Origin of the sequence: Sphaerisporangium sp. TRM90804 (genome assembly GCF_029846175.1) — a bacterium.
Lineage (GTDB): Bacteria > Actinomycetota > Actinomycetes > Streptosporangiales > Streptosporangiaceae > Sphaerisporangium.
In genome coordinates, this window is record NZ_JARWAC010000021.1 from 1 (window position 1) to 17236 (window position 17236).

Annotated in this window: 16 protein-coding genes and 1 tRNA gene; 12 read left to right on the top strand and 5 right to left on the bottom strand. The window is 70.3% G+C overall.

Annotated features, from left to right (window positions below):
• Positions 1-101: 101 nt before the first annotated feature.
• The 4 genes from PYR91_RS25145 to PYR91_RS25160 all read right to left on the bottom strand — a co-directional run bounded on the left by PYR91_RS25145 (position 102) and on the right by PYR91_RS25160 (position 5373).
• Positions 102-995, bottom strand: coding sequence for an NUDIX hydrolase (locus tag PYR91_RS25145; RefSeq protein WP_279783442.1), 894 nt, complete (start codon positions 993-995; stop codon positions 102-104).
• Complete coding sequence (locus PYR91_RS25150) at positions 988-3081, bottom strand: RNA degradosome polyphosphate kinase (RefSeq protein WP_279783445.1); 2094 nt, start codon at positions 3079-3081, stop codon at positions 988-990. The genes PYR91_RS25145 and PYR91_RS25150 overlap by 8 nt, the downstream gene beginning before the upstream one ends.
• A gap of 62 nt (positions 3082-3143) precedes the next feature.
• A complete protein-coding gene (locus PYR91_RS25155) occupies positions 3144-4268 on the bottom strand; it encodes a TetR/AcrR family transcriptional regulator (protein ID WP_279783448.1) in 1125 nt (374 codons plus the stop codon).
• 163 nt (positions 4269-4431) lie between these two features.
• Positions 4432-5373 (bottom strand): acyl-CoA desaturase, encoded by a 942-nt coding sequence (locus PYR91_RS25160; protein ID WP_279783452.1) that lies wholly within the window; start codon positions 5371-5373, stop codon positions 4432-4434.
• 352 nt (positions 5374-5725) lie between these two features.
• Between PYR91_RS25160 and PYR91_RS25165 the strand changes: the two genes are divergently transcribed.
• From PYR91_RS25165 to PYR91_RS25220, 12 genes are all read left to right on the top strand, one after another.
• Positions 5726-5798, top strand: a tRNA-Gln gene (locus PYR91_RS25165).
• A gap of 208 nt (positions 5799-6006) precedes the next feature.
• Positions 6007-7524 (top strand): bifunctional UDP-N-acetylglucosamine diphosphorylase/glucosamine-1-phosphate N-acetyltransferase GlmU, encoded by a 1518-nt coding sequence (glmU, locus tag PYR91_RS25170; protein ID WP_279783454.1) that lies wholly within the window; start codon positions 6007-6009, stop codon positions 7522-7524.
• Between the two features lie 76 nt (positions 7525-7600).
• The gene (locus PYR91_RS25175; protein ID WP_279783455.1) at positions 7601-8581 is read left to right on the top strand and encodes a ribose-phosphate diphosphokinase; all 981 of its coding nucleotides are present in this window, start codon (positions 7601-7603) and stop codon (positions 8579-8581) included.
• Positions 8582-8734: 153 nt separating this feature from the next.
• On the top strand, positions 8735-9331 hold the full coding sequence (locus PYR91_RS25180) for a 50S ribosomal protein L25/general stress protein Ctc (RefSeq protein ID WP_279783458.1): 597 nt from the start codon (positions 8735-8737) through the stop codon (positions 9329-9331).
• Between the two features lie 93 nt (positions 9332-9424).
• Positions 9425-10021, top strand: a complete 597-nt coding sequence (pth, locus tag PYR91_RS25185) for an aminoacyl-tRNA hydrolase (RefSeq protein WP_279783460.1) — start codon at positions 9425-9427, stop codon at positions 10019-10021.
• Positions 10022-10317: 296 nt separating this feature from the next.
• Entirely contained in the window at positions 10318-11670 is a 1353-nt protein-coding gene (locus PYR91_RS25190) for a sugar transferase (RefSeq protein ID WP_279783904.1), read from the top strand.
• A gap of 43 nt (positions 11671-11713) precedes the next feature.
• Positions 11714-12490, top strand: a complete 777-nt coding sequence (locus PYR91_RS25195) for an inositol monophosphatase family protein (RefSeq protein WP_279783463.1) — start codon at positions 11714-11716, stop codon at positions 12488-12490.
• Between the two features lie 35 nt (positions 12491-12525).
• Complete coding sequence (cysD, locus tag PYR91_RS25200) at positions 12526-13440, top strand: sulfate adenylyltransferase subunit CysD (RefSeq protein WP_279783465.1); 915 nt, start codon at positions 12526-12528, stop codon at positions 13438-13440.
• 55 nt (positions 13441-13495) lie between these two features.
• Positions 13496-14758 carry a GTP-binding protein gene (locus PYR91_RS25205; protein ID WP_279783467.1) on the top strand — a complete coding sequence of 421 codons (1263 nt, stop codon included), beginning with the start codon at positions 13496-13498 and terminating at the stop codon, positions 14756-14758.
• A gap of 223 nt (positions 14759-14981) precedes the next feature.
• Positions 14982-15623 carry a tetratricopeptide repeat protein gene (locus tag PYR91_RS25210; RefSeq protein ID WP_279783468.1) on the top strand — a complete coding sequence of 214 codons (642 nt, stop codon included), beginning with the start codon at positions 14982-14984 and terminating at the stop codon, positions 15621-15623.
• Between the two features lie 115 nt (positions 15624-15738).
• Complete coding sequence (locus tag PYR91_RS25215; protein WP_279783470.1) at positions 15739-16140, top strand: RidA family protein; 402 nt, start codon at positions 15739-15741, stop codon at positions 16138-16140.
• A gap of 254 nt (positions 16141-16394) precedes the next feature.
• Entirely contained in the window at positions 16395-16556 is a 162-nt protein-coding gene (locus tag PYR91_RS25220) for a hypothetical protein (protein ID WP_279783472.1), read from the top strand.
• Here the strand turns inward: PYR91_RS25220 and PYR91_RS25225 are convergent.
• Positions 16553-17152, bottom strand: a complete 600-nt coding sequence (locus PYR91_RS25225) for an ATP-binding protein (protein ID WP_279783474.1) — start codon at positions 17150-17152, stop codon at positions 16553-16555. The two genes, PYR91_RS25220 and PYR91_RS25225, sit on opposite strands and share 4 nt — an antisense overlap.
• Positions 17153-17236: the final 84 nt, after the last annotated feature.

Below are 17236 nucleotides of genomic sequence, written 5' to 3' on the forward strand. Positions count from 1 at the left end.
CGGCGCCGGGAGTGACAGCACAGAGCGGTGCCGGGGTGGGGTCGCGCCGGGTGGGCGGCACGGGGCGCTCGGCCGGCGTCGGGTTTGCTCGGTTGGCGAGGTCAGGTGATGTAGCGGTCGGCGGTGGTTATTCGGCCGTCCTTGTGGTGGAGGACCGCCACGCCGCCTTTGCGCAGGTGGGTGTCCTCGATGTGGCCTTCGTGGCGGCGGTCGCAGAGGCCGGTGATGAGTTCGGGCAGCACCTTGCCGTGGCTGCACACGGCGGTGGGGACGCCCTCGTCCATGAGGGAGAGGGCCAGTTCGAGGGAGCGGGTGGCGTCGTAGCGGGTCTCGGACAGCAGGTCGTCGGTGCGGATGCGCAGCGCCTCCCTGGTGCCGTACGGCAGCAGGGTCTGCACGCAGCGGCGGCTGGGGGAGCTGACCAGCGAGCCGGGGCGGAAGGCGTCGAGGATGTCGGCGATCGTCCGGGCCTGCGCGGTGCCGTCCTCGTCCAGGGGACGCAGGTCGTCATCGCCGCTCCAGTCCTGGCGGGCGCCCGCGTACCCGTGCCTGACCAGCACGAACGGCGTGGTGTCGAGCGGCGCGGCCATCAGGCTGCGCAGCAGGCCGGCGTCCCACTCGTAGCTGAGCCGCTCCCGCGCGTCGGCCAGCGACAGCCAGGCGACCTCGTCCACCTCGTCGGAGGGCTCGGGCGTCACCTGCTCGACCACCTGGGCGACCCAGTAGTCGACGCGCTTGAGCCGCCAGCCCCTCAGGTAATGGACCGGCGGCAGGTGGCGGCCCAGCCGGACGCTCAGCCCGGTCTCCTCGGCGACCTCGCGCATCGCTCCCGCGATCACGTGCTCGCCCGGCTTGATCTTCCCCTTGGGAAAGGACCAGTCGTCGTGCTTCGGGCGGTGGACGAGGGCCACCTCGGGGTCGGCGGCGTCGCCGCGCCAGACGATCGCGCCGCCCGCGTGGATGAGGTCGGTCGGGTGCACCTGAGGCTCAGTCATCGATGGTCCTCCACCGTCGTGTCCCCACGAGATGCGACTGGAGGTCGCGCAGCGGCTGGCCGTCCTGCCCGCGGTGGTGACGCTCCCAGGTGCCGTCCCCGTTGAGCCACCAGCTGCTGGTCGTGTCGGCCATGGAGATGTCGAGCAGCTCCGACAGGTAGGCGCGGTGCTGGGCGCTGCTGACCTTCACCAGCGCCTCGACGCGGCGGTCGAGGTTGCGGCGCATGAGGTCGGCGCTGCCGATCCAGATCTCGGGCCGACGCCCGCCGCCGAACTCGAAGATGCGGGAGTGCTCCAGGAACCTGCCGAGAATGCTCCGGACCCTGATGGTATCGGACAGCCCCGGAACGCCCGGGCGGAGGGTGCAGACCCCGCGAACCACCAGGTCGACCGGGACGCCCGCCTTGGAGGCCGCGTACAACGCGTCGATGACCGGCTCGTCCACCAGGGAGTTCGTCTTCATGCGGATGCGCGCCGGCCGCCCGGCCAGGTGGTGGGCGACCTCCCGCTCGATGCGGGCCACCAGCCCGCCGCGCATCGAGTGCGGCGCGACGAGCAGCCGCCGGTACGCCGAGTGGTGGGAGTACCCGGTGAGGTGGATGAACAGGTCGGTGAGGTCCTCGCCCACCAGCGGGTCGGCGGTGAGCACGCCGAAGTCCTCGTACTGCCGCGCGGTCTTGGGGTTGTAGTTGCCCGTGCCGATGTGGCAGTACTGGCGCAGTTCGCCCGACTGCTCCTGGCGGACGACCAGCGCGATCTTGGCGTGGGTCTTCAGGCCCACCACGCCGTAGACGACGTGGCACCCGGCCCGCTCCAGCTTGCGCGCCCAGGAGATGTTGGCGTGCTCGTCGAACCGCGCCTTGATCTCGACGACCACCACGACCTGCTTGCCGGCCTCGGCGGCGTCGATCAGCGCGTCCACGATGGGGGAGTCGCCGCTGGTGCGGTAGAGCGTCTGCTTGATGGCGAGCACGCAGGGGTCGGCCGCGGCCTGCTCGATGAAGCGCTGCACGCTGGTGGAGAAGGAGTCGTACGGGTGGTGCACCAGGATGTCGCGCTCGCGCAGGACCGAGAAGATGTCGTCCTCGGCGTGCACGGCCTCCGACGGGACGAACGGGGGGAAGCTCAGCTCGCCGCGGTCGAGGTCGGCGATGGTATGCAGCCCCGAGAGGTCCAGCGGGCCGGCGAGCCGGTAGATCTCGTGGTCGGCCACGTCGAGCTCGTTGACCAGCAGGTCGAGCACCTCGGACGTGATCGTGTCCTCGACCTCCAGCCGCACGGGCGGCCCGAAGCGCCGTAGCTGCAGCTCCTTCTCCAGCGCCTGCATGAGGTTCTCGGTGACGTCCTCGTCGACCTCGAGGTCCTCGTTGCGGGTGACCCGGAAGACGTGGTGCTCGACCACCTCCATGCCCTTGAAGAGCTGGGCGAGGTGGGCGGCGATCACGTCTTCGAGCGGGACGAAGCGGTTCTCGGAGGCGGCGACGAACCGGGGGAGCTGCGAGGGCACCTTGACCCGGGCGAAGACGGTCTGCCCCGTGCCGGGGTTGCGGACGGTGACCGCGAGGTTGAGCGACAGGCCCGAGATGTACGGGAACGGGTGGGAGGGGTCCACGGCCAGCGGGGTCAGCACCGGCCGGATCCGCTCGCGGAACAGCCTGCGCATCGCCGTGCGCTCGTCCCTGCCGAGGTCGTCCCAGCGGACGATCTCGATGCCGACGGCCGCGAGCTGCGGCGAGATCAGCTTGTGGAAGGTGGCGACGTGCCGCTGCGCCAGATCGTCGGCGATCGCGCCGATGCGCGAGAGCTCCTCGCGGGGTTTGAGCCCGCTCTTGGTGCGCAGCAGCAACCCGGTCGCCATGCGGCGTTTGAGGCCGGCGACGCGCACCCGGAAGAACTCGTCGAGGTTGCTGGCGAAGATGGCGAGGAAGCGCACCCGTTCGAGCAGGGGGACGGCGGGATCCTCCGCGAGCTCCAGCACCCGCTCGTTGAACTGCAGCCAGCTCTCCTCGCGGTTCAGGAAGCGTTCCTGCGGGAGAGGGGATTCGTCCTGTTCTTCAGGGCGCGGCGTCACGATCTCGGCGGACATATGTCCAAAATGCCCTACTTAATTGAACGACACGTTAACTGGCCAGCAACGAGGGTTTTAGCTTACTCGGGAACCGCGAGCCCGTGGTGCAGCGCCTCGTCGGACACGTGGGGCTGCCGCTCCGCCATCTTGGCGTCGTGGGCGCGCTGCTTCTCCTGCTCGCGCAGCGCCTTCTCGCGGTCACGCTGCTCCTGCGCCCGGGCCTTCTCCTGTTCGCGCAGCAGCTTCTCCTGCTCGCGCTCGTCACGCGCTCGCGCCTTCTCCTGCTCGCGCAGGAGCTTCTCGTGCTCGCGCTGCTCGCGGGCGCGGACCTTCTCCTGCTCCCTGAGCTCCTTCTCCTGCTCCTTCAGCTCGCGCTCGCGGACCTTCTCCTGCTCCTTGAGCTCGCGCTCGCGGACCTTCTCCTGCTCCTTCAGCTCCTTCTCGCGGAGCTTCTCGAGCTCCCGGAACTCCTTGTCGCGCGCCTTCTCCAGCTCCTTGATCCGCTTCTCGCTGAACCGGGGGGCGGGGACGCGGGGCTCGGCGGAGGGCGCGGCCGGCGTGGCGGCCGCCCGCGTGGCGGCCGCGGTGAGGGTCGGGTGCGGGTCGAGCCCGTTCAGACCGTTCCACGCCAGGTTGACGAGGTGGGCCGCCACCTCCTCGCGGCCGGGGGTGCGGGCGTCCAGCCACCACTGGCCGGTGACCGCCACCATGCCCACCAGCATCTGGGCGTACATGGGGGCCAGCGTCGGCTCGTACCCGCGGTCGGAGAACTGGTCGGCGAGCACGTACTCGACCTGGCTGGCGATGTCGTTGATCAGGCTCGCGAACGTGCCGGTGCCCGAGGCGCCTTGGGCGCCCTGGGAGTCGCGCACGAGGATGCGGAAACCCTCGTGCGACTCCTCGATGTACTGCAGGAGCGCGATGGCGGCACGCTCCAGCCGCACCTTGGGATGACCGGCGTTCATCGAGCCCGACACCAGGGCGAGCAGGCGCTCCATCTCCCGGTCGACGACGACGGCGTAGAGGCCCTCCTTGCCGCCGAAGTGCTCGTACACGACCGGCTTGGACACCTTGGCGCTGGCCGCGATCTCCTCGATGGAGGTCGCGTCGAACCCCTTCTCGGCGAACAGGGTGCGGCTGATGCGGATCAGCTGTTCCCTGCGCTCCTTGCCGGTCATGCGGACACGCGAGCGGGGTTCGGCCATGGGTTCCATAATGGCTGGCCCGGCGGGTGCGGCCAACGTCATTGTCTGGATCCTTGTCGGCACGACGGTGTCGAGGGGGTGCGCCGCACCCGGCCCCCGGGGGGCCGGCGCGGCCGCGACGGGGGTGCGGGCCGCCATGTGGCGGCCCGACAGGGGGCCAGGATCAGCCAACTCGCTTCGCCGCCAGACGCTCGGGGGTAGGCCACCTGACGTCCGTCGCCCATCCCGCCTGCTCGAACCAGCGGATCACGCGGGCGCTGGGGTCGAGCTGACCCTTGAGCGCGCCGTGCCGGGCGGAGGTCGGGTCGCTGTGGTGCAGGTTGTGCCAGGACTCGCCGAAGGACGGGATGGCCAGCCACCACACGTTGCGGGACTTGTCGCGCACCTCGAAGGTCTCGTCGCCGAACACGTGGCAGACCGAGTTGATCGACCAGGTCACGTGGTGCAGCAGCGAGATGCGAACCAGGCTGCCCCAGAAGAAGGCGGTCAGCGCGCCGGTGAGCGACCAGGTGACCAGGCCGCCGATCACGCCGGGCAGGATCAGGGACGTCGCCACCAGGTACGGGAAGGCGTGGTGGATGCGGTTGATGTCCTTGTCGTTGATCAGGTCACGCGCGAAGCGCTCGCGGTTGGTGCGCTCGGAGGAGAACATCCAGCCGATGTGGGCGAACAGCAGTCCCTTGGTCAGGGCCTTCCAGTCGTTGCCGAAGCGCCACGGCGAGTGCGGGTCGCCCTCCTTGTCGGAGTACTTGTGGTGGCGGCGGTGGGTGGCGACCCAGTCGATGACGCCCATCTCGATCGCGAGGCTGCCCGAGAGCGCCATGGCGATCTTGAGCTGGCGGTTCGCCTTGAACGAGCCGTGGGTGAAGTAGCGGTGGAAGCCCACGGTGATGCCGAGGCCGGTGAGGATGTAGAAGAACAGGGTGATGATGACGTCGCTCCAGCCCAGGAAGCTACCCCAGGCCATGGGCACGGCGGCGACCAGGGCGAGGAACGGCACCGTGACGAAGACGACGAGCAGGAAGCGCTCGAAGTTGCTCTTCGGCTCTGGCTCGAGGTCGGGTCTCGGTGAGGGGGGAGTCGTGCGGTCTTCTACGACGGTCATTGGCTACCTCGCGTAGTGATCGGTTCCCACGGGACGAACTGGAGCTACGTAACCGTAACTTACGCCATCGTAAGTTAGGAAATCCTAAGCTAGGAATGTGGAGAAGATGACGCTTCGGGCCGGATCCCGTATTGGTTCCGCGTCTTGCGTCCCCCTGCCCACGTTTGATAAAGGGATGCGTTCCGTGACGGCAAAGGGCCGAAGGGATCACCGGGCGCCCGCGGCGGGCCATGATCGTCCCCGCGCCGGGGCGGCCCTCGATGGAACGTTCTCGGGGCGGGCGCAATGCGCTGGGCGGCGGCGGGCTCGGGTGGGTATCCTTGTCCCCGCGGTTCAGAAGCTGCTGAATCGGTCCGGCGTAGGGTAATTGGCAGCCCACCTGCCTTTGGAGCAGGTTTGTCCTGGTTCGAGTCCAGGCGCCGGAACGTCTCCACTCCCCCCGGCGCCGCCGTCTCGGCGCGTCCAGGCCTTCGCCGCAGGTCGGAGGCGATTTCAGCGAGGGGGCTGGTCCCTCGCCGGGAGGCGGCGGGTATCCTCGCGGTGTCGGATGGATGGCGAAACGGCGCCGTAACGGTTGCCGTGCGTCGTCCGCTTCGTCATGTCTCAGCCGCGACGCCGAGGGAGCCTCAGTCCGTGAGTGTGCCGCGCCCGGCAGCCGTCATCGTCCTCGCCGCAGGCGAGGGCACCCGGATGAAGTCCGCCAAACCCAAAGTCCTCCACGAGCTGTGCGGCCGCGCGCTCGTCGACCACATGCTGGCCGCCGCCCGGGGGCTCGCCCCCGAGCGCCTGATCGTGGTGATCGGCCACGCCCGCGAGCAGATGCGCGAGCACCTGGCCGCCACCGGCGCCGACGCCCACCCCGTGGTGCAGGAGGAGCAGAACGGCACCGGTCACGCCGTACGCACCGTCCTTGAGGCGGTCGGCACGATCAACGGCACGATCCTGGTGACCTACGGCGACACGCCGCTGCTGCGCACCGAGACCCTGAGCGGCCTGCTGGCCACCCACGGGGCCGAGGGCAACGCGGTCACCGTGCTCACCGCCGAGGTGCCCGACCCCACCGGGTACGGCCGCATCGTGCGAGACGCCTCCGGCGCCGTCCTGGAGATCGTCGAGCACAAGGACGCCACCCCCGAGCAGCGCGCGATCAACGAGATGAACTCCGGCGTCTACGCCTTCGACGGGCTGCTGCTCGCCGACGCCGTCAAGCGGGTGTCCAGCGCCAACGCGCAGGGCGAGGAGTACCTCACCGACGTGCTGTCCATCCTCCGCGAGGACGGCCACCGCGTGGGCGCGCACGTCGCCGCCGACCACGTCGAGGTCGAGGGCGTCAACGACCAGGTGCAGCTCGCCTTCGCCCGCCGCGTGCTGAACGACCGCGTCCTGCGCGACCACATGCGCGCCGGCGTCACGATCGTCGACCCCGCCACCACGTGGGTCGACGTCGGCGTCACCATCGAGCCCGACGCCGTCGTCCACCCGGGCTCGCAGCTCCACGGCCGTACGGCCGTCGGCGCCCGGGCCCAGGTCGGGCCGGCCACCACGCTCACCGACACCGTCGTGGGCGCGGGCGCGGTCGTGCGCAACGCCGTCTGCGAGGGCGCGGAGATCGGCCCCGACGCGTCGGTGGGCCCGTTCGCCTACCTGCGGCCGGGCACGGTGCTCGGGCGCAAGGCCAAGGCCGGCGCCTACGTCGAGATGAAGAACGCCCGGGTCGGCGCGGGCTCGAAGGTGCCGCACCTGACCTACGTCGGCGACGCCACCATCGGCGAGGGCACCAACATCGGCGCGGCCAGCGTCTTCGTCAACTACGACGGGGTCGACAAGCACCACACCACGATCGGCGACCACGTCCGGGTCGGCAGCGACAACATGCTCGTCGCCCCGGTCGCCATCGGCGACGGCGCCTACACCGCCGCCGGCTCGGTGATCACCAACGACGTCCCGCCAGGGGCGATGGCGGTGGCCCGGGCACGACAGCGCAACATCGAGGGGTGGGTGTCGCGCAGACGAGGCGGCACGGCCTCGGCCGAGGCGGCCTCGCGCGCGACCCGCGCGCAGGACGAGGCGGCCGGGCGCCCCCTCGACCAGGACGGGCAGGGCCGCGACATGGCCGGGCCCGCCGGAGAACGACAGCAGGGGAACGAATGAACCAGCGCGGCGGTCGAATCGGAGGGTACTGCGGTCCTACGCGGGCACGTACCACGTGTCAGGCGAGGAGGGCGGCATGAGCAGCGGAAAGAAGACCACCGGCGAGAAGCACCTGATGCTGATCTCGGGCCGGGCCTACCCCGAGCTCTCCCAGGAGGTGGCCCAGCACCTCGGCTTCGAGATCACGCCGACGAAGCTGCACGACTTCGCCAACGGCGAGATCTACGCCCGCTACCTGGAGTCCGTGCGGGGCAGCGACGCCTTCGTCATCCAGAGCCACTGTGAGCCGATCAACAAGTGGGTCATGGAACAGCTCATCATGGTCGACGCGCTGAAGCGGGCCTCCGCCAAGCGCATCACCGTGGTGCTGCCGTTCTTCGGCTACTCCCGCCAGGACAAGAAGGGCCGCGGCCGCGAGCCGATCACCGCGCGCCTGATGGCCGACCTGTTCAAGACCGCGGGCGCCGACCGCCTGATGTCGGTCGACCTGCACACCCCGCAGATCCAGGGCTTCTTCGACGGCCCGGTCGACCACCTGTTCGCGATGCCCGTGCTGCACCGCTACCTCAGCGGCAAGCTCGACCCCGCCAACACCACGATCGTGTCGCCCGACACCGGCCGTGTGCGCCTGGCGGAGCGCTGGGCCGACCAGCTCGGCACCTCCGTGGCCTTCATCCACAAGCGCCGCGACCTCGACGTCGCCAACCAGGTGAAGGTGCACGAGGTCGTCGGCAAGGTGAAGGACCGCACCTGTGTGCTGATCGACGACATGATCGACACCGGCGGCTCGATCTGCAAGGCGGCCGACGCCCTGTACGAGCAGGGGGCCACGAACGTCATCGTGGCCGCCACCCACGCGATCTTCTCCGAGCCGGCCGTCGACCGCCTGAAGAACTCCCGCATCTCCGAGGTGGTCGTCACCAACACGCTGCCGATCGCCGAGGAGAAGCGGTTCGACAAGCTCACCGTCCTGTCGATCGCCCCGCTGATCGCACGCGCGATCAGCGAGGTCTTCAACGACGGCTCCGTCACCAGCCTGTTCGAGGGCGACAGCTGACACTCCTCCCCTCCGGCCGGCCGCCGCTCATGGCGTTGCCGGCCGGACGCGGCGGGTCGGGTAGTCTTTGAGGGTTGTGCGCTCGTAACGCCTCCCGCTAGGGCGGATGAGGGTGTGCGCCTCCCGTTCCCCAGACTCCCTAGGAGACCTGCCGTGTCCGAAGTACGCATCGCCGCCGAGCCCCGCACCGAGTTCGGCAAGGGCGCCGCGCGCAAGATCCGCCGCACCGACAAGGTGCCCGTCGTCCTGTACGGCCACGGCATCGAGCCCAAGCACCTCACCCTGCCCGGCCACGAGCTGCTGCTCGCGCTGCGCACGCCGAACGTGCTGATCCGCCTGGAGGGCGAGGGCGTCAACGAGCTGGCGCTGCCCAAGGGCGTCCAGAAGGACCCGCTGAAGGGCTTCCTGGAGCACGTCGACCTGCTCCTGGTGAAGAGCGGCGAGAAGGTCACCGTCGAGATCCCGGTCACCACCACGGGCGAGATCGCCCCGGGCGGCCTGCTCGACCAGCAGCTCCTGTCGATCGGCGTCGAGGCCGAGGCCACGCACATCCCCACCGGCATCGAGGTCGACATCGAGGGCCTTGAGGTCGGCGCGGTCGTCACCGCCGGCGACCTGAAGCTCGCCGAGGGCAGCACGCTGTCGGCCGACCCCGAGACCGTCATCCTCCAGGTCATCACCGTCCCGACCACCTCCGAGGCCACCGAGGGCGAGACCGAGGGCGAGAGCACCGAGGGCGACACCGAGTAGTCCCCGCCGTAGGCAGGGCAGCCGCGAGAGCCGGTCACCGGCCCCGGGCTGCCCTGTTCGGTACCTGTGCCGAATCGAACAGAGAGGTCTGTCGTGGACCGCTGGTTGATCGTCGGGCTGGGCAATCCCGGTCCGGAGTACGCCGGTAACCGGCACAACGCCGGGTTCATGGTGGTGGAGGAGCTGGCGGCCAGGGTCGGCGGCCGGTTCAAGGCGCACAGGGCGCACGCCGAGATCGTCGAAGGCCGCCTGGTGGGCGCGCCGGTGGTGCTCGCCAAGCCGCGCTCGTACATGAACCTGTCGGGCGGCCCGGTGAAGGCGCTGGCCGACTTCTACAAGGTGCCGCCGGCCAACGTGATCGTCGTCCACGACGAGCTGGACGTCCCCTACGGAGCGCTGCGCGCCAAGCTGGGCGGCGGCGACAACGGCCACAACGGCCTGCGCTCCCTCACCAAGTCGCTCGCCACCAAGGACTACCTGCGCGTCCGCTTCGGCGTGGGCCGCCCGCCCGGCCGCATGGACGCCGCCGACTACGTGCTGCGCGACTTCGCCACCGCCGAACGCAAGGATCTCCCCTTCCTCGTCGACCGCGCCGCCGACGCGGTCGAGTCGCTTATCACCTCGGGGCTTGAGGCCACGCAGAACACCGTGCACGCCGCCGACCTGAACCCGGTCAAGCCGCCCCGCTGACACCTCGCACGTGGGCGCGGCTCTCGTGGTGTCCGGGAGCCGCCGGGCCGTTCCGCACGCCGCTGACTGCGCCCAGTCCGTCCCCGGTGGGCCGGTGTTGTTCTTGCTTTCCCCAAGATTGCGCCATCAGTAGCGCTAGCATCCCTCACGCACCGTATGCGATCGGCCACGTGGAGGAACCGGTGGGAGTCGGCGAGAGGGCCGTGGTCGCCGGGGGCGAGGCGGCCGAGACCGGCGCGGCGGTGCCGGGACGGGCACGCCTTCCCGGGTGGGCGCGGCGGTACCGCTCCCGGGCGATGGCCGCCGACCTCGGGTGCGGGCTGGTGGCGGGCGCCGCGGCGGTGCTGGTGCGGTTCGGGGAGGTCTCGCCGCACGTCACGCCGTACCTGCTGCTGAGCCTGGTGCTGCCGGCCCTGTGGGTCGCGGTGGTGGGGCTCAACCGCGCCTACGAGGCGCGGCTGGTGGGCGTGGGGTCCGAGGAGTTCCGGCGGATCACCCAGTGCGGGTTCCTGCTCACCGCCGGGGTGGCGATCGCCGCCTACGTGACCAAGACCGATGTCGCCCGCGGGTACGTCGTCCTGGCGTTGCCGCTGATGACGCTGCTCACGCTCGCCTGCCGGTACGCCCTGCGCCGCAGGCTGCACGCCATGCGGGCGAGGGGCTCGTGCATGCGGCGCGTCGTGGCGGTCGGGCACCGGGCGGCCGTCGCCGACCTCACCCGCCGTTTCCGCCGGGAGCGCTACCACGGCATGGAGATCGTCGGGGCGTGCCTGCCGCGCGACGACGCCGCCGGGGAGGTCGAGGGCGTCCCGGTGCTCGGCGACTTCACCGACGTCCCGCTGGTCGTGGGCCAGGCCGGCGCCGACACCGTCGCCGTCCTGGCCTGCCCGGAGCTCGACGGCACCGCGCTGCGCCGCCTGGCGTGGCGGCTGGAGAAGACCCGCACCGACCTGGTGGTCGCGCCCGCCCTGATGGAGGTCGCGGGCCCGCGCACGACCATCAGGCCCGTGGCGGGCCTGCCGCTGCTGCACGTCGAGCATCCCGAGCTGGCCGGCCTGAGGCAGTTGCTGAAGAACGCCTTCGACCGCGTCGTGGCCGCCTGCGCGCTGGCCGTCCTGGCGCCCCTGCTGGCCGGGCTCGCGGTGGCGGTGCGGGCCACGAGCCCCGGGCCCGCGCTGTTCCGGCAGACCCGCGTCGGCAAGGACGGCGTGGAGTTCACCATCTACAAGCTGCGCACGATGGCCCGCGGCGCCGAGTGCCGGCGGGTCCACCTCGTGAGCGACCAGGACGGCCTGCTGTTCAAGATCAGGGACGATCCCCGGGTCACGCCGCTGGGCGGCCGCCTGCGGCGCCACTCCCTCGACGAGCTGCCCCAGCTCGTCAACGTGCTGCTCGGCCACATGTCCCTGGTCGGACCGCGCCCCCCGCTGCCCGAGGAGGTCGCCGGGTACGGCGACGACGTCCGCAGGCGTCTGGTGGTCCGGCCGGGGATGACCGGCCTGTGGCAGGTCAACGGCAGGTCCGACCTCTCGTGGGAGGAGTCGGTCCGGCTGGATCTCCGTTATGTCGAGAACTGGTCGCTCACGCTTGATCTTCAAATTCTCTGGAAGACCTGGTCCGCCGTGGCGCGAGGGTCGGGTGCCTACTAACTTTGGGCGCAGTGGACTCAGCGCAGGCATCGGGAAGGGCATCGTGACCATTCGTGACGACCACGCACTCGCCGCAGATCTCGCCACCGAGGCCGGCACGCGCCTGCTCGATCTCCGCTCCAGCATGGGGCACGCCGACTCCGCCGCCCTGCGCAAGGCCGGCGACCGCGAGGCCCACCTCTACCTGACCGAGTCGCTGGCCCGCCTGCGCCCGAGCGACTGCGTGCTGTCGGAGGAGGGCACGCACGACGAGCGGCTCGACCCGCGCCGCGCCACCGCCGAGCGGGTGTGGATCATCGACCCGCTCGACGGCACCCGCGAGTTCGGCGAGGAGGGCCGTGCCGACTGGGCGGTCCACGTCGCCCTGTGGCAGCGGGGCGACGACGGCGGCGCCCTGGCCGCCGGTGCCGTGGCGCTCCCGGCCCAGGGGAAGACCCTCACCACCGCCGCGCCGCCCACGCTCGCCGCGCCCCGCGAGGGGCGCGTCCGCATCGCCGTCAGCCGCACCCGTCCCCCGGAGTTCGTCAGGAAGCTGGCCTTCCTCATCGGGGCCGATCTGGTGCCGATCGGCTCGGCCGGCGCGAAGATCGCCGCCGTGCTCACCGGCCAGGTCGAAGCATACGTTCACGGGGGCGGGCAGTACGAGTGGGACTCTGCGGCGCCGGCCGCCGTGGCGCTCGCCGCGGGCGCCCACGCCAGCCGCATCGACGGCTCGGCGCTGGCCTACAACCAAAGCAACCCCTCGCTGCCGGATATTGTTGTCTGTCTACCGGATCTGGCGCCGACGCTGCTCGCCGGCATCCGTGAGGTCCACCGTTGACCATCGCCGCGCTATAGCTTCCGGAGGAAGAGGAGATGCTGCAGAGCGACTACACCACGTCGCAGCTTGACGTGCTCGAGGCCGAGGCCATCCACATCATGCGTGAGGTGGCCGCGGAGTTCGAGCGCCCGTGTCTGCTCTTCTCCGGCGGCAAGGACTCCATCGTCATGCTGCGCATCGCCGAGAAGGCTTTCTGGCCCGCCCCGATCCCCTTTCCCCTGATGCACGTCGACACCGGCCACAACTTCCACGAGGTCATCGACTTCCGTGACCGCCGGGTGGCCGAGCTGGGCGCCCGTCTCGTCGTGGCGTCGGTGCAGGCGTCCATCGACGCCGGGCGGGTGGTGGAGGAGACCGGGCGGCGCGCCAGCCGCAACCGCCTGCAGACCACCACGCTGCTCGACGCCATCGAGGAGCACGAGTTCGACGCCGTCTTCGGCGGCGCCCGCCGCGACGAGGAGAAGGCCCGCGCCAAGGAGCGCGTGTTCTCCTTCCGCGACGAATTCGGCCAGTGGGATCCGAAGAACCAGCGGCCCGAGCTGTGGAACCTCTACAACGCCCGCATCCGCAAGGGCGAGCACATCCGGGTCTTCCCGCTGTCCAACTGGACCGAGCTCGACATCTGGGACTACATCCGGCGCGAGCGCATCGAGATCCCCTCGATCTACTTCGCCCACACCCGCAAGGTGTTCGAGCGCGACGGCATGCTGCTCGCCGAGCACGAGGTCGTCAACCGCGGCGACGACGAGCCGGTCTTCGAGACGGTCGTCCGCTACCGCACCGTCGGCGACATGACCTGCACGGGCGCCGTGCAGTCCGCCGCCGCCACCGTCGAGGAGATCATCTCCGAGATCGCCGCCACCCGCATCACCGAGCGGGGCGCCACGCGCGCCGACGACCGCACGTCCGAGGCCGCCATGGAGGACCGCAAGAAGGAGGGCTACTTCTGATGGCCCCGACGATCGCGCCTCCCGTCCGCCGCACGACCGATGGAGAGCAGTTTTGATGGACATCCTGCGTTTCGCCACCGCGGGCTCGGTCGACGACGGCAAGTCGACGCTGATCGGCCGGCTGCTCTTCGACTCGAAGGCGATCTTCGAAGACCAGCTCGAAGCCGTGGAACGTACTAGCCGCGACCGCGGCACCGAGTACACCGACCTGTCGCTGCTGACCGACGGCCTGCGGGCCGAGCGCGAGCAGGGCATCACGATCGACGTCGCCTACCGCTACTTCGCGACGCCGAAGCGGAAGTTCATCATCGCCGACACCCCGGGGCACATCCAGTACACCCGCAACATGGTGACCGGCGCCTCCACGGCCGACCTCGCGATCGTCCTGATCGACGCGCGCAAGGGCGTGGTGGAGCAGTCGCGCCGCCACGCGTTCCTGACGACCCTGCTGCGCGTGCCGCACGTCGTGCTCGCGGTGAACAAGATGGACCTCGTCGACTACTCGCGGGAGCGTTTCGACGAGATCCGCGAGGAGTTCACGGCGTTCGCCGCCAAGCTGAACATCCCCGACCTGACCTTCATCCCGATCTCCGCGCTGCACGGCGACAACGTGGTCTCCCGCTCGGAGAACATGCCGTGGTACCAGGGCACGTCCCTGCTGCACCACCTGGAGAACCTGCACATCGCCTCCGACCGCAACCTGGTCGACGTGCGCTTCCCGGTGCAGTACGTCATCCGCCCGCAGCGGGCGACCGACCCCGCGTTCCACGACTACCGGGGGTACGCCGGCCAGATGGCGGGCGGGGTGCTCAAGCCGGGCGACGAGGTCCTGCACCTGCCGTCCGGTCTGACCACGCGGGTGGCGGGCATCGACACCTTCGCCGAGCCGGTGGAGGAGGCGTTCCCCCCGATGTCGGTCACCCTGCGGTTCGAGGACGACATCGACATCTCGCGGGGCGACATGATCTGCCGCCCCAACAACAGGCCGCAGGTCGCCCAGGAGATCCAGGCCATGGTGTGCTGGATGGCCGACGGCGCGAAGCTGGCGGCCCGCACCAAGCTGGTCATCAAGCACACCACGCGCACGGCGCGCGCCCTCGTCCGCGACCTGCACTACCGCCTGGACGTCAACACCCTGCACCGCGACGAGGCCGCGACCGATCTCGGCCTGAACGAGATCGGCCGGGTGTCCCTGCGCGTCACCCAGCCCCTGTTCGTCGACGACTACGCCAGAAACCGCCTCACCGGCGGTTTCATCCTCATCGACGAGGCCACCAACACGACGGTGGCCGCCGGCATGATCGTCGAGGCCCGCTGACGCCGTAACGCCCGCTGATGCCGTTAGGGCGAGGCCCCCGAACCGGGCCTCGCCTTCGGGGCGGGCCGTGTCTCCGGGGCCTGACGCCGCTCTTCCGTCCGCGAACCGAGCATCGGCCTGATCGAGTCCGTCGGGCGATAGGCTTCCGGCTCGCGCGTGATGAGAAACCCCAGGGCTGGCGGACACCGTCGGTCGCCTTGTGTCGAAGGGCGAGCGGGAGACGATGAGCACGGAAGATCGAATCGAGCGGTCCCGGCTGCTCTACGAACAGTTCGTGTTCGGCGGCGACGCCACCGCGCTAGTGAGCGCGGGGCGAGAGCTCGACGCGGTCGAGGCCGATCTCACCTTGGCCCGTGGCCGGGTGATGCACGGCCGGTTCCTCGCGGAGGGATATGAGGATCCGCGTGAGTTGCCGTCGTTCGAGCACGCGGCACAGCTCTACGAGACGCTCGGCGACGTTCGCGGCGTGGCCGAGTCGCTGTTCTGGGTCGGCATCTTCCACCAGGTGGTGCGGCGAGACGACGACGCCGCGGTTCCCGTGTTCGAGCGGTCCCGGGAGTTCGCCGCGCAGGTCGCGGACCCGCGCATACTGTCCTACGTGCTCCGGCACCTCGGCATCGCCGCGCACGCCCGGGGCCGGTTGGACGATGCTCGCGCGTGGCTGGAGGAGTCGGTGCGGCTTCGCCGGCAGCTCGGCCTCCTGCCCGGTGTCGCCGCGAACATGGTCGGGCTGGCGTACATCGCCGCCGCGCAGGGCCGCCGCGACGACGCGGTGGCGCTGCTGGACGAAGCCGGCACCATCGCCGAGTCCACCGGCGCCCACGGCATCACCCGGCAGGTCGAGGAAGCGCGAACCTCCCTGTAGAAGGCGTCTGCTCCGGAGTTTCCTCTCGCGATCGATCGCCCGGCCGCAGGCCTTCCAGTGGCGTATCCCTGAAAAGGGGGTGCGTTGCCAACGGCGATGGGCGAAGATCCGCGTCATGGCCGAGACTCCGCTGGAAACCATCACCCACAATCCGACCGAGGGCGTGTACGCCGCCGTCGGCGACTACGTCCACGCTTTGGAGGTCCGCAACGCCCAACGGCTGCTCTTCGTCTCCGGAACCATGGGCCTCGAAGCCTCGGGCGCGGCCGGTGCCGGCCTCTCCCGGCAGCTCGAACTGATCTGGTCGAACCTGCGCACCATCCTGGCCTCGGCCGACATGACCGTCGACAACATCGTCCGACTCACCAGCTACCTGCGCGACCCCTCCTACACCGGCCCCAACGCGGAGGCCAGAACGGCGGCCCTTGGCGGTCGCGCCATCCCCACCACCGCGATCGTCGTCCAGACCCTCGCGACCGACTGGCTCGTAGAAATAGAAGTAATCGCCGCAGCCTGACCGAACGGCCAGGCAAATGGGCTTCGCCTTCGGCTCAGCAGTATTCCTGCGGCCTGACGGCTCCCCTGCCCCGGGCGCCCACCTGCTTCGTCGGATAGCGGGGGACAGGCCGCAGAAGCCCCCTCCCCGAATGCCGCCGCAGCGTCCCGCGACACCCGGCCGGCCGGTTCCGCTGTTTCTCGCATAGGTGCCGTGGCGGTCCCGGTAGGCTCCCGAGTCGCGCAAGAGACCAGGGAGGCCGTCTGACGGACGGGGTGCGCGAGTTCGTCGAGATCGAGCGCACCGTACACGGCCAGGAGTCCGGCACCGCCGTCCAGGACGACCTCGACACCTTCGCCCAATCTCTCGGCGTCCCCTTGACCCGCACAAGCGACACCTACGACTCCCTGGTGCGCGCCGCACTGCCCACGGCCTAGAACAGCGCGACGGCATCCGACCCGGTGAGGTCTGGATCAAGCCTTTCGGGTGGTGGGTCGGCTGGAAGAGTGCACCAGACGGTCTGGCCGGGGCCGTGGGGGTTGGGGTGGGAGCCCCAGTGGCCGTTGGAGAGCAGGTCGACGATGGCCAGGCCCCGGCCGCCCTCGGGGAGCAGGATGGCCAGGTCGCGGCCGTCCTGGGTGACGAGGAAGGCCGGGTCCATCCGGATGTGGGGGTGGTCGGCGGTCAGGCCGGTGTCGGTGACCTCCACGCGGAGGCGGTCGTCCTGGGTGGACAGGCGGAGGGTCAAGGGGGCGGAGAACGTCGTGTCGAGGGCCGCTCCGTGGGGCGCGTTGAGGCCGGGTCCTTGAGGGGCGTGGGGAGTCGTTTCGCGGGGTGCTTCGTGGGGCGGGGCGGCGGCTACGTCGTGGTGGGCGTGTTTGACGGCGTTGGTCACCAGCTCTGAGACGGCCAGGCGGACGTGCTCGTACGCCGGGTGGTCCTGGCCGAGCCAGTCGCTTACCTCGGCGCGGGCGCGGGCGGCGCATTCGGGATTGCTGGGCAGGCGGAGTTCTCTGAACGTATCCGGCGCCATTGGCGTGCCTTTCCCGGGAGGGTTCCGGTTGAATTCGAAATTCGCTCGGCACGGTCGTCCGAGGCGCCGCGCGTGACGTCGGCG